Below are 12,535 nucleotides of genomic sequence, written 5' to 3' on the forward strand. Positions count from 1 at the left end.
GTGTCTGAGGGACCGGATGGTGTCTGAGGGACCGGATGGTGTCTGAGGGACCGGATGGTGTCTGAGGGACCGGAGATGGTGGCTCAGGGACCGGGGGATGGTGGCTCAGGGACCGAGACGGTGGCTCGGGAGCTGGGCGGCGTCAGAGGCGGGGGACCGAGGCGAGCAGCTGGGTCGTGTACGGGTGCGAGGGCCGACTGAGGACCTTGGCGACCGGACCCTCCTCGACGATCGATCCGTCGCGCATGACGACGACCCGGTCGCAGAGATGCTGCACCACGCCGATGTCGTGCGAGACGAGCACGATCGCGAGCCCGAGCTCCTGCCGCAGCCCGCCGAGCAACTCGAGGATCTGCGCGCGGACGGTGACGTCGAGCGCGCTGAGGGGTTCGTCGCCGACGAGGAGGCGAGGGCGGTGCACGATCGCTCGCGAGAGGGCGATGCGCTGGCGCTGACCACCGGAGAACTCGTGCGGGAAGCGGTCGGCCGCGTCGGCGTCGAGACCGACGAGCCGGAGTACCGCGCGCACCTTGGAACGGTGGTCGCCGTCGATCCCGAGCGCGGAGAGCGGCTCGGCGACGATCCGCCCGATACTCATCCGCGGGTCGAGCGACGCGTACGGGTCCTGGAACACCACGCCCGTCTGGCGACGGAACCAGTGCAGACTCCTGGCGCTCGCCGCGGCGCTGACCGGACGGCCGTCGAACTCGACCGTGCCGGAGCTCGGGGCGTCGAGCGCGAGCAGGAGGCGGACGAGCGTCGACTTGCCCGACCCCGATTCACCGATGATGCCGACGGCCTCACCGGGAGCCACGACGAGGTCGCTCGGGTGGAGCGCGACAGTGCGGCTCGGGCGCTGGAAGAGCGACTCCCGCGGGTTGGTGTAGACCCGTCCGAGCCCCTGGGCGTGGAGCAGCGGCTCAGTCATCGTCCTGGCCCTTCCAGCTCATGGTCTTCGCGGCGGCCAACAGCCGCTGCGTCACGGGCGACACCGGTGTCGAGAGCAGCTGTGCGACGGGCCCGGCCTCGACGACCTTCCCCTGCGCGAGCACCACGGCGTCACTGGCGATCCGCGAGAGGACCGCGAGGTCGTGGGTGATGAAGACGAGCGACGCCCCGGTCTCGCTCACGAGACGTTCGAAGAGGCCCAGGATCTCCGACTGTATGGTGACGTCGAGCGCCGTGGTCGGTTCGTCCGCGATGAGCAGGGAGGGTCGGCAGGCGAGGGCGATGGCGGCCGCGACCCGCTGGCGTTGCCCGCCGGACAGCTGGTGCGGGTACCGCCGGACGATGCGCTCGGGGTCGGGCAGACGGACCCGCGCGGCGAGTTCGACGGCCCGGTCGAGCGCTTCCCGTTTCGACAGCCCCTCGTGGATGCGCAGTGACTCGCCGATCTGACGTCCGATGGTGCGGATCGGGTTGAGCGCCGTCCGAGGCTCCTGGAACACGATCCCGATCTCACGCCCGCGGATCCGCGCGAGTTCGCGGTCGTCACGGCCGAGGAGTTCCTCGCCCTGCCAGCGGATGCTGCCGCTCACCGAAGCGCCGTCGGGGAGGAGTCCGAGGATCGCCAGCGCCGTCAGCGACTTCCCGGATCCGGACTCGCCGATGAGGCCGAACCGTGCGCCCGCCGGCACGCTGAAGCTCACGCCGTCGACGACCCGGCGGCCGCCGAGCGTGACCACGAGGTCCTGGACGTCGAGACTCATGCGGTCACCCCCTGGGGCGAGGTGGGGGTCGAGGCGGGTCCTCGGCGACCGAGGGTCGGATCGGTCGCATCCCGCAGGGCGTCACCCAGCAGGTTGAGGGCGAGGACGGTGATGGTAATGGCGAGCCCCGGCCACAGCACCGACAGCGGGTGCACGGCGAGGTAGGTCTGCAGCTCACTGAGCATGCGACCCCACGAGGGGACGCTGGAGGGGGCGCCGTAGCCGAGGTACGACAGGCCCGCCTCGGCGAGGACCGCGACCGCCATCGACCACGACAGCTGGACGATGAACACCGGTGCGACGTTCGGCAGGAGATGTCGTGTCAGGTTCCTCACCGGCCCGAGACCGGCGGCCTTGCCGGCGAGCACGTACTCGCTGTGCGAGACCCGGCGGATCTCGGGGCGGGTCACCCGGGCGATGTTCACGCCGAAGCTGATGCCCACCGCCCAGATGACGACCCACAGCGAGCCACCGAAGACCGAGGCGATCATCATGGCGATCAGGAGGGTCGGGAACGCGATGAGGATGTCGATCAGCACCGCGACGGTCTCCCGGACCCAGCGCCGCGTGAGTGAACCGAGGGCGGCGAGGGCGACCCCGATGACCGTCGAGACCACTGCGGAACCGATCGCGACGGCCACGGTCACTCGCGCACCGACGAGCAGCAGGCTGAAGATGTCGCGTCCGACCTCGTCCGTGCCGAGCAGATGGGCCGGCGACGGAGCCAGCCACTTCGCGAACGGGTCGGTGAGCTGGGGGTCGTACGGCGTCCAGAGGAAGGAGACGCCGGCGCTCAGCAGGAGCAGGGTGACCACGACGAGCCCGAACACGCCGGCCGGGCCGGACACGAGGGTGCGGAGTCCGCCTGATCCCGCGCGCCGAAGCGGGTGATCCTGACGAGCGGTCATGCGCTGCGCTCCCGTTCTCGGAGTCGCGGGTCCGCGAGACGGTGGACGACGTCCACGACGGCACCGATCACGAGGACCACCCCGGTGAGGACGAGGAGCTCGCCCTGCACTTTCACGAGGTCGCGGTTGCCGACGTCGGCGACGAGCATGCGCCCGATGCCGGGCAAGGTGAAGAGCTGTTCGATGATGACGCTGCCGACGATGAGCCCGGCGATCTGGAGCCCGAGCACGGTGACGACCGAGAGGGCCACGTTCGGCAGCCCATGGCGGATGAGTGCCTGCGAACGGGTCAGCCCCTTGGCCGCCGCCGTCCGGACGTAGTCCTGGCCGATCGCGTCGAGGGCGGCGGAACGGACGAAGCGCAGCAGGACCGCGCCCTCGACGACGCCGATCGTGAGTGCCGGGAGGAGGAGGGCGCGGATCGCCGCCAGCGGATCGTTCCAGCCCGCGCGCGGGAAGCCCTGCGCCGGGAGCCAACCGAGCACGACGGCGAAGAGGAGCACGAGCATCATGCCGGCCCAGACGACCGGGACGGCGGCGAGCCCCTGTGACGCGAAGGAGATGACGACGCCCGTCGCGCGGGTACGCCGGACGGCGGCCAACACCCCGAGCGGCACGCTGAACGCGAGCGCGATCACGAGCGCCATGATGCCGAGCGGGACGGTGACCTGCGCCTTCTGGGCGAGTTCGCTGGCGACGGGGGTGCCCGTGATGAGCGAGTTCCCGAGATCGCCGCGGAGCAACCCGCCGATCCAGTCGAGGTACTGCAGGAGGACGGGCTGGCCGAGTCCCAACTGTTCGCGGATCGCGGCGACCGCTTCGGGCGTCGCGTCCGTTCCGGCGATGACCTGGGCGACGTCGCCCGGCAGCACCCTGATGGTGAAGAAGATCAGGGCGCTCGCGGCGAGCAGCCCGACGAGGAGGAGCACCAGCCTCGTCAGGATGAAGCGGGTCACCCGGTCACGGCGACCTTCGCCAGGTTGATGCGCGAGTTGACCGAGTCCACGGGGAAGCCGGTCACGCCGTCGCGCACCACCGTGAGGGTGATCGCGGTGTAGAGCCAGTCGGCGGCGTTGTCCTTCGACACGAGGTACGCCGCCTCCTTGAGCTTCTGGGCTGCGACGGCCGGGTCGGTCGCCGCTACGGATTCAGCATAGAGCGACTGGACCTGCGCGTTGTCGTAGCCGAAGTAGTAGTTCGGGTTCGCCCAGTTCTGGAAGTCGCGCGCCTCGACGTGGTTCACATAGCTGAGGTCGTAGTCCTTGTTCGTGTAGACGTCGTTGAGCCAGGTCGGGAACTCGACGCTCTTCACGGTGAGGGTGACGCCGATGGCCTTGAACTCGGACACGAGGACGTTGGCCACCGAGGTGCCGTAGAAGCTCGGGATCGTGAGCGTCAGCGACAGGTTCTCCTGGCCGGCCTGGGCGAGCAGCGCCTTCGCCTGGTCCGGGTCGTACTTCACCAGCTCGCTGAGGTTCTCGTAGCCCGGGTCGAGCTCGGGGATCGGCCCGTACTGCTCGACCGCGGCGCCGCCGACGGCCTCGACGATCGCGGCGTGGTCGATGGCGGAGCGGAGCGCCTGCCGGACGAGGGGGTCGTTCAGGGGAGCGCGCTGGTTGTTGAAGGCGAGGGTGTACTTGTCGGTCGTCTTGCCTTCGGTGATGCTGAACCCGTCGGCGCGGGTGATCTGGTCCTTGAGGTTCGCGTCGAGCGCCGTCTGCACGTCCAGTTCGCCGGCGAGGGTGGCGTTGACGGCGGAGGAGGCGTCGGGGATGTAGCTGAAGACGACCTCCTTGACCTTCGGAGCGTCGCCCCAGTACTTCGCGTTCCGGTCGAAGGTGATGCTGTCGCCCTGCTTCCAGGTCTTCAGGGTGAACGGCCCGGTGCCGTTGGCGGTCGTCGACAGGTCGTTGGTGGCGCCCGACTCCAGCACGAGTCCTGCGCGACCGGTCAGGGTCCACAACAGGTTGGAGTCGGGCGAGGTGAGCTGCAACTGCACGGTCGAGTCGTCGACGGCCGTGATCGAGGCGACCTTCTGGAGCGCCACGTTGTCGACGAAGGTCGGGTCCTGCTGCACCTGGGTGATGGAGTCGACGACGTCGGCCGCGGTCAGGGCGGCGCCGTCGTGGAAGGTCACGCCGTCGCGGAGGACGAAGGTGTAGGTGAGACCGTCGGCGCTGATGTCATGGCTCTTGGCGAGCGTGTCGACGATCTGGTTGTCCTCGGTGCGGGACACGAGGCCCTGGTAGACGTTGTCGATGAGGATCTGATCGAGCGCGGCGCCCGAGGTGGTGCGGATGTTGAGGTCGGAGGGCTCCAGGACGAGCCCGACCCGCAGGGTCGCGTCGGCGTCGGGCGTCGGCGTCGCGGCCGGGCCTGCGCAGCCGGTGAGGACGAGGGCGGCGCCGGTGACCGCGATCGCGGCGGTGAGGAGCTGACGACGCAGCTGACGATGACGCATGGAGGTCCTTTCGGGGATGCTGGAGTGGCCGGCATCTGGAGACGCACAACCGGTTCCGGGCAGCGGGCATTCCCGCCTGGGCCGCGTGAATACTGGACCGCGTCCGGAAAGCCGCATCGCTGGGGCTCCAGCGAGCGTACCCAGTCGACGTGTGTGGTGCCAGCCACGGTGTCAGGGGGCGTCACAGAGTGATCGGATCGTGATGTGCTGCGTCGCCTTGGAAGACCCTGCGCAGGGGATCGAAGTGAGCTTAGGCTCGCCTATACTGATCGCGTGAGCTATTTCGAGGATCCGGCGGAGTTCGCCGTCGCGGACGCACGCCACGTGCTGCTCGCGGGCGACGAGTCGTCGGTCGGCGAGCTGGCCGACGTCCTCGCGCTGCTCCCCATCTGCGCCCGCGGTCAGGTGTTCGTCGAGGTCGACGACGCCGCGTCGATCACCACCCTCGACTCGCCGGGACGCGTCGTCGTGACGTGGCTCGTCCGCGCAGCGCGTTCGGGGGAACCCGGAACGGGCAGCCGGTGCGCACGCGGTCAGGCCGTCGCGCGAGCGACGCGGGCCTGGGCGAGCGAGATGCTCGACGTCGACGGACACGATGCGGCCGACTACCACGTGTGGATCGGCGGCGAGACGGAGCACCTCACGGGCCTCCGGAACGACCTCAGGATGACCCTGGCGAGCATCGGTGCGCGTCAGCGCTCGAGCTCGGTCGAGCGCGCATCGCACTGACACGCCCCCGCTCCGGCACGGCACCGCACAGACGCCGCGACGCTCGTCAGCGGCGCTTCGGCAGGTAGCCTCCCGCTTCGAGCCCGGCTTCGATCTCGAACCGGTTCCGGAGCGGATCACGACCGGCGATCGCGTACATCAGCGGGAAGAGCATGCCGTACCGCTGCCACTGCCGTTTGTGCACCGCCTCGTGTTCGAGCACCCGGGTCGACACGTTCCGGTCGGTGAGGTACACCCCGCCGACGCATGAGCCACCTCGGCCGAACGTCCACGACGGCATCCCGCGGAAGACGATCATCCCGCCCCGCCGTTCGACCGGGCCGGTGCTCCAGAGTGCGCCCCAGACGAGCCCGGTGAGCGTGGCGTACCAGTACCCGATCCGGCTCATGGGCGAGTCGAGCCACGGGCCGCCGGAACGACGGCTCCGCGGTTCGTCGACGTCGCCGGGACGGGTCACGCACCGCTCCGGTAGGTCTCGAGGAGTCGCAGCCAGATCTCGCTCATCGTCGGGTAGGACGGCACCGCGTGCCAGAGGCGGTGCAGCGGCACCTCACCGACGACGGCGATCGTCGCGGCGTGAACGAGTTCGGCGACGTCCTGACCCACGAAGGTCATCCCGATGATCACGCCGCGCTCCTCGTCGACGACCATCCTCGCCTGCCCGGTGTAGCCGTCGGCGTGGAGGCTCGAGCCCGCGATGCCACCGAGGTCGTAGTCGACCACCCGGTGGGCGATCCCCGCCGCCTCGGCCTGCGCGGCCGTGAGTCCGACGGCTGCGACCTCGGGCTCGGAGAAGATGACCTGCGGCACGGCACGGTGGTCGGCGGTCGCCGCGTGGTCGCTCCACGGGCTGGTGTCGACGTCCTCGCCGTTCGCCCGTGCTGCGATGACCGCTCCAGCGGCGCGTGCCTGGTACTTGCCCTGGTGCGTCAGGAGCGCCCGGTGGTTGACGTCGCCGACGGCGTAGAGCCAGTCGCTGCCGTGAGCGAGGAGCTGATCGTCGACCTCGATCCAGGCACCCGGTTCCAGGCCGACGGTCTCGAGCCCGACGTCGTCCGTCCGGGGCGTCCGGCCGGTGGCCACGACGAGTTCCGCCGTCGTCACCGCGTCCCGGTCGTCGAACTCGAGCGTGACGGCGCCGTCGGCGGCCCGGGAGACGGCGGTGGGGGAGGCGTGCACGATCGTCACGCCGAGTTCACGCAGGGAGGACTCGACGAGCTCGCCGGCGAACGGCTCGGTGTTGCCGAGCAGGCCGCTGCGGGCGACGAGCGTGACGTCGACCCCGAGCGAGCGGTAGGCGGTCGCGAGCTCGACGGCGACGACGCCGCCACCGAGGAAGGCGACGGACTCCGGCAGGGTCTGGACGCTCGTGGCCTCGCGGCTCGTCCACGGCTCCACCGCCGACAGCCCGGGGATGTCGGGAAGGAGCGCCGCGGAGCCGGTGCAGACCGCGACGGCGTGCGTCGCCGTGAGCACCGTCGTCGAGCCGTTGGCGGCCGTCACGGTGACCTCGCGCTCGCCGGTCAGGCGACCGTGCCCACGCACCAGCTCGATGCCGGCGCCCTCGAGCCACTCGACCTGGCCGTCGTCCGACCAGTCGCTCGTGAACGAGTCCCGTCGCGCGAGGACCTTGAGCGGATCGAGCGCGGTGTCCTCGGGGATGGCTCCCCCCGTGCGCTTGGCGGCCCGCAGGGCGGCTCCCGAGCGGATGAGGGCCTTGGACGGCATGCAGGCCCAGTAGGAGCACTCACCGCCGACCAGTTCGCTCTCGACGATGACGACGCTCAGACCGCCCTTGTGGGCGTAGTCGGCGACGTTCTCGCCGACGGGTCCGGCTCCGATGACGACGAGATCGACGGTACGGCTCATGGGGTGACTCCTGTCGGGTTGATGCTGTCGGGTTTCGGTTCGCGACTGATCGCGCCGATGATGCGGAGGATGGTGCCGAGGTCGTCGGCTGCGGCGTCGGGGGAGCCGGGCGAGAAGCCCGTGACCCCGGCCCCGGCGAAGCCGAACCGTGCCCGGAGGGTGGTGATGCAGTCGAGCAGGGTGCCGAGTTCGAGACCGAAGGGAACGGCCGAGCTGACGCCGGCGATGACCGCGGGGTCGAGGACGTCGACGTCCACGTGCAGGTAGACGCGGTCGGCGCCCGTCGCCTCGACGGCCGCGACCACCTCGGCGGCGCTCGTCATCACCGAGGAGACCATGGGGATGCCACGCTCCTCGATGTGGGCGAGTTCACCGTCATCGAGGTCGCGCACCCCCACGAGGACGAGCCGGGCGGGATCGAGCGGGGCCTCGGGCAGGAGCATCGCGGCGCCTTCGCCGGTCAGTGCCCGGGCGACCATGCCGCTGAACGACCCGGACGGCGAGCTGAGCGGGGTGTTGAGGTCGCCATGGGCGTCGAACCAGACGACGGCGATGCCGGGGTCGCGTCGGAGGGCCTCACCGACCGAAGCGAGTTCGACGCCGCAGTCCCCACCGATGGTAATGACGGGCTCGTCGATCCCGACGAGTGCCTGACGTTGGAGTTCCGCGGTCGTCACGAGGGAACTGGCGCGCCGGATGTCGGTGTCGAGGGCCTCGCCGGCCTCGGTCGGCACGTGGACGAGTGTCGTGGCCGCCGTGGGCAGGTCGCCACGGATCGCCTCGGCTCCATCGATCAACTGCATGGCCCTGGATGAGCCGGAGCCCTGCCACTGGGGGACGACGACGAACTTCGTCATGCGGTGCCTTCCTGGAGATGGTGCGAGGGGGCGAGGGCGACGGGCCCTCGGGCTGTCCCGAGGGCCCGTCGGATCGGCACTACTGGCCGGCGTTGGGGGTGTATTCGGGGCCGGAGGACTCGATCGCGGGCGACGCGGAACCGCCGCCCTTCAGCGCGGCGAGGCGGGCCTCGACCTCGGTCAGCTCGCCGAGGTCCTCGAGGTCGTTGAACTGCGCGTCGAGACTCGAGGCGGCGAGCTCCTGCTGGCCGAGCACCTTCGCCTCCTCGCGACGGATCTTGTCCTCGTAGCGGCTGAGGTCGCTCGTCGGATCCATGATGTCGATGCTGCCGACCGCGTCCGCGACCTTGCGCTGCGCCTCGGCGGTCTTGGCCCGGGCGACCAGCTCGCTGCGCTTCGTCTTCAGCTGCTCGAGCTTCGTCTTCATGCCGTTGAGGCCGTTCTTCAGCTGCTCGACGACCTTCGTCTGGGACGCCAGCTGCGGCTCGGCCTGCTTGGCCTCGTTCTCGGCGCCGATCTGGCGCTGGAGCGCGATCTTCGCGAGGTTGTCGAACTTGTCGGCGTCTGCGGCGTTGCCCGCCTGACGGTATTCGTCGGCCTTGCGACTCGCGGCCAGCGCCTTGGTGCCCCACTCGGAGGCCGCCTCGACGTCCTGCTGGTGGTCCTGCTCGAGGAGCCGGAGGTTGCCGATCGTCTCGGCGATCGCGCTCTCGGCGTCGGCGATCGAGTTCGTGTAGTCCCGGACCATCTGGTCGAGCATCTTCTGCGGGTCCTCGGCGGAGTCGAGCAGCGCGTTGATGTTGGCCTTGGTCAGCTGGGCGATGCGTCCGAAGATGGACTGCTTCTCTGCCATGGTGTGGTTCCTCTCTCGTGTCCTGCTGGGTCGTGTCGGTCGGTGTCTGGTGATGAGATGGGTGGTGCAGCGGATCAGAAGCGACCGCCGCCGCGTCGGGATCGGGTGCCGCCGCCACCGAAGCTGCCGGCGCTGCGTGAGCGACCGGAGCCGCCGCCGAACATGCCGCCGCTCGATCCGCCGCCGCCGAACATGCCGCCGCCGGAACGGGACCCGCCGCCGAGGACGGAGTTGATCAGGATGCCGCCGAGGACCGCACCGAGCATCCCGTTGCCGCCCTGCTGACCCTGGCCGCCGCCGAACATGCCGCCGAGTCCGCCCGCCGACTGGCTCTGGAACTGCCCGAGGTCGGCCTGGGCGAGCTGCACCGCTTGGCTCGCGAGCGAGTTGGCGCGCTGGGCGAGGGGGAGCGCCTGCGTCGGGTCGGTGGCGGCGAGGCCCTGGGCCTGCACGAGGGTTCGGCCGGCCTCGGCGAGGCGCGTCCGGGCCTCCGGGCCGACGGCTCCGCGCCGCGAGACGATGAAGTCCTCTGCAGCCGACACCTGCGCGCCCGCCGTCTGCAGGGTCTGTCCGAGGGCGGCCGCGGCGCGTTGTCGCTGCTCCGCCGCGGTGCGCACTCCCTGGAGAGCACCGTCGATCTGCGTGTTCGCCGCATCCAGGCGGGCGAGGAGGGCGATCGGGTTGTTCGGTGCGCCGAGCGCGCCGCGCACCTGGGAGACCGTCGCGGTGGTGCTCGCGACCGCTGCGGCGAGGGTGCCGGTCGGGTCGGATTGGCCGCCCGCCGCGGCGACGTCCCCGTCCAATTCGGCCAGTCTGGCGGCGAGGTGCTGCTCGGCGGTCGTCAGATCCGCCTGCAGCCGCTTCACGGCCACGGTGAGCTGGGTGGCCTGGTCGAGCGCTTCCTCCGCGGCGCGGATGCCGACGGCGGCCTCGCCCGAGTCTCCGGCGGCGAGCCGCGCAGCTGCGTCCGAGATCGCCGCAGTGGCGAAGGCGAGTCGCTCGGTCGCCTCCGCCGGGTTGTCGATCACGGTGATGAGGGCGTCGGGGCTGTAGCGCGTCTGCAGGGCGTGCACCGCGTCTTGCGCGGCCGTCACCGTCGGTCCGGCTGCGGCCGCCCTGGCTCGCAGCTCCTCGACCGCCGCGGGCGCGTTCTTCTCGAGCGCGCGGAGCTCGTCGAACGAGGCGGCCTGTTCGTCGAGTACGTGGTTCGCGTGCTCGCAGAGCCGGATGATCTGGAGGTTCCAGTCGCGCTGTTGCTCCTCCGTGTCCGGCTCGGCGTCGTCGAGCCGCTGCTTGAGTGCGAAGGCCTGCGAGAGGTCGTCCTTCGCTCCGGCGAGGGCAGCGGTGAACGCGGCCGTGGCCGGTTCGCCGTAGGAGGCGGTCGCGAAGCCGAGCTCCTCCTCGCTCGTCCGGACCGCGTCGTCGGTCTGGACGAGCGCACTGCCGGCGAGTCGTTCGAGCTCGGGGATCGGGGCGATGGTCAGCGGGTCGACCGGCGCCCCCTGCCGGCCCGCGGTCACCGCGCCGTCGCCGTTCGCAGCGCGGCGCCGGCGGAGGAAGACGACCAGGATGACGACGGCCACGACAGCGACGACCACGATCAGCAGGATGGTCAGCCACCCGGTCGAGCCACCTGATCCGCTACCGGTGCCCCCGATCGACCCGCCGCCGACGGCGGCACCCAGGCCTTCGGCGGCAGCGACGCCGGCGCCGGTCCAGTCGTCATCACGCAGCTGCGGCAGGATCCGCTGCTGCTCGATCTCGGTCAGCTGGTCACCGCTCACCGGTCCGCTGGAGTCGCCGGAGAGGTAGTAGGCGCGGTCCTCGGTCGCCACGGCCAGCAGGTACTGGTTCGGTCCGAGGTTGTTGTCCTTCGCGGTCTGGTTCGCCCAGGACTCGGCGTCACTCGGGTCGGTGAAGGTCGGCACGTAGACCACCCAGAGGTCGACGCCGTGATCCGCGGCCAGCTCGTCGACGGCCGTCGTGATCTCGGTGACCTCGCCGCTGCTGAGGACACCTGCGCTGTCGGACACGCGCCCGGCCCCGAGCTGCACCGGGGTCTCCGCCCAGGCGGTGATGGCTCCCACTCCGAGGAGCACGGCCACGCAGCAGGCCCAGATCGATACCGCCCAGCGAACCCGCATCGGCCACCTCGTCACTCGTTCGGACCATGGAGCCCCACCCCGCGGCTCGGTTCCGAGTCTAGGTCCGGGCCCTCGACATCTCTACAGCGGGCTCCCAGCGAGCCTGCCGAACCACAGCTGTGCTATACGGCGGTGACCGGGCTCCACTGACGCCCACCGGGACTCTGTTACCGACCGTGACGCGGTAGCTCGCGCGAGGGCATCCGCCCGGTGAGACTGGTGGAGTCACCTCACGGAACGCCTGGAAGGAGCATCATGCAAGGACACGTCTCACCCATGCTGGCGCTCGTCGAGGTCACCAGGTTCCGTGAGGACGACCAGGCGTACCACGAGTACGTGCAGATCCTCGTCGGACGGACCATCGCCGCCGCCGAACGGGCAGGCTGGCGCGTGACCCGGTTGGCCGCGCACGACCTCGGCACCGATGCGCTCCTCGCCTCGACCGACGGGGCCTCCGCCGTCGTCATCATGGGCGGAGCCGACATCGATCCCGCCCAGTACGGCGGCACCACCGGCTACCGCGCCGAGGGCCAGCACTTCCCCGAGGCCGACCGCGCCCAGCTGGCGGTCGCCCGTCGCGCCGCCGAGCGTGGCACGCCGCTGCTCGGGATCTGCCGCGGTCACCAGATCATCAACGTCGCCCTCGGCGGGACGCTCGTGCAGGACCTCGGTGAGCACAGCGCCCACCGCAACGAGGGCGTCCCGGTCGATGAGAGCATGACCCCGCACGAGGTCGAGCTCGACCCCTCGAGCGCCCTCGCGTTCCGACTCGGCGCCCGTCACCTCCAGGTGCAGAGCGCCCACCACCAGTCGGTCGGCGAGCTCGGCGAGGGTCTGCGTGCCGTCGCCTGGGCCTCCGACGGCACCGTCGAGGCGATCGAGCACCGCACCCTGCCGATCACGGGCGTGCAGTGGCACCCGGAGGACCCGGGCACCGTGGACGACCAGCTCGGGCTCCTGCTCGGCGGTCTCGCCCGTGAGGCCGAGCGCGCCGCAGCCTGAGTA

General features: G+C 70.7%; 12 protein-coding genes. 2 read left to right on the plus strand and 10 right to left on the minus strand.

The features are described 5' to 3' along the window. Positions 1-142 precede the first annotated feature (142 nt). Genes QRN44_RS14850 through QRN44_RS14870 form a run of 5 tightly spaced genes read right to left on the minus strand, consistent with a single transcriptional unit; the run spans position 143 to position 5,078 of the window. Positions 143-928, minus strand: coding sequence for an ABC transporter ATP-binding protein (locus QRN44_RS14850; RefSeq protein ID WP_079002780.1), 786 nt, complete (start codon positions 926-928; stop codon positions 143-145). After that, on the minus strand, positions 921-1,709 hold the full coding sequence (locus tag QRN44_RS14855; RefSeq protein WP_285039524.1) for an ATP-binding cassette domain-containing protein: 789 nt from the start codon (positions 1,707-1,709) through the stop codon (positions 921-923). Before QRN44_RS14855 ends, QRN44_RS14850 begins: the two co-directional genes overlap by 8 nt. Then, the gene (locus QRN44_RS14860) at positions 1,706-2,617 is read right to left on the minus strand and encodes an ABC transporter permease (protein WP_121291830.1); all 912 of its coding nucleotides are present in this window, start codon (positions 2,615-2,617) and stop codon (positions 1,706-1,708) included. Before QRN44_RS14860 ends, QRN44_RS14855 begins: the two co-directional genes overlap by 4 nt. Then, positions 2,614-3,573 carry an ABC transporter permease gene (locus QRN44_RS14865; RefSeq protein WP_079002777.1) on the minus strand — a complete coding sequence of 320 codons (960 nt, stop codon included), beginning with the start codon at positions 3,571-3,573 and terminating at the stop codon, positions 2,614-2,616. The genes QRN44_RS14860 and QRN44_RS14865 overlap by 4 nt, the downstream gene beginning before the upstream one ends. Further along, positions 3,570-5,078 carry an ABC transporter substrate-binding protein gene (locus QRN44_RS14870; RefSeq protein ID WP_071262450.1) on the minus strand — a complete coding sequence of 503 codons (1,509 nt, stop codon included), beginning with the start codon at positions 5,076-5,078 and terminating at the stop codon, positions 3,570-3,572. Before QRN44_RS14870 ends, QRN44_RS14865 begins: the two co-directional genes overlap by 4 nt. Before the next feature lie 273 nt (positions 5,079-5,351). On the opposite strand from QRN44_RS14870, the gene QRN44_RS14875 reads away from it, so the two are divergent. Then, complete coding sequence (locus QRN44_RS14875; protein WP_175117768.1) at positions 5,352-5,807, plus strand: SIP domain-containing protein; 456 nt, start codon at positions 5,352-5,354, stop codon at positions 5,805-5,807. A 46-nt stretch (positions 5,808-5,853) separates the two neighbouring features. On the opposite strand, the gene QRN44_RS14880 is transcribed toward QRN44_RS14875, so the two are convergent. The 5 genes from QRN44_RS14880 to QRN44_RS14900 all read right to left on the minus strand — a co-directional run bounded on the left by QRN44_RS14880 (position 5,854) and on the right by QRN44_RS14900 (position 11,530). After that, positions 5,854-6,195, minus strand: a complete 342-nt coding sequence (locus QRN44_RS14880) for a Fe-S oxidoreductase (protein ID WP_121292028.1) — start codon at positions 6,193-6,195, stop codon at positions 5,854-5,856. Between the two features lie 65 nt (positions 6,196-6,260). Beyond that, on the minus strand, positions 6,261-7,676 hold the full coding sequence (locus QRN44_RS14885; RefSeq protein ID WP_285039525.1) for a dihydrolipoyl dehydrogenase family protein: 1,416 nt from the start codon (positions 7,674-7,676) through the stop codon (positions 6,261-6,263). Next, entirely contained in the window at positions 7,673-8,533 is an 861-nt protein-coding gene (locus tag QRN44_RS14890) for an arginase family protein (protein ID WP_285039526.1), read from the minus strand. Before QRN44_RS14890 ends, QRN44_RS14885 begins: the two co-directional genes overlap by 4 nt. Positions 8,534-8,612: 79 nt before the next feature. Next, complete coding sequence (locus tag QRN44_RS14895) at positions 8,613-9,386, minus strand: PspA/IM30 family protein (protein ID WP_064295284.1); 774 nt, start codon at positions 9,384-9,386, stop codon at positions 8,613-8,615. A 74-nt stretch (positions 9,387-9,460) separates the two neighbouring features. Beyond that, complete coding sequence (locus QRN44_RS14900) at positions 9,461-11,530, minus strand: TPM domain-containing protein (RefSeq protein WP_285039527.1); 2,070 nt, start codon at positions 11,528-11,530, stop codon at positions 9,461-9,463. 255 nt (positions 11,531-11,785) lie between these two features. On the opposite strand from QRN44_RS14900, the gene QRN44_RS14905 reads away from it, so the two are divergent. After that, positions 11,786-12,532 (plus strand): gamma-glutamyl-gamma-aminobutyrate hydrolase family protein, encoded by a 747-nt coding sequence (locus tag QRN44_RS14905; RefSeq protein ID WP_064295286.1) that lies wholly within the window; start codon positions 11,786-11,788, stop codon positions 12,530-12,532. Positions 12,533-12,535: the final 3 nt, after the last annotated feature.

This window comes from Plantibacter sp. lyk4-40-MEA-4, from assembly GCF_030209415.1.
GTDB classification, from domain to species: Bacteria; Actinomycetota; Actinomycetes; order Actinomycetales; family Microbacteriaceae; genus Plantibacter; species Plantibacter flavus_A.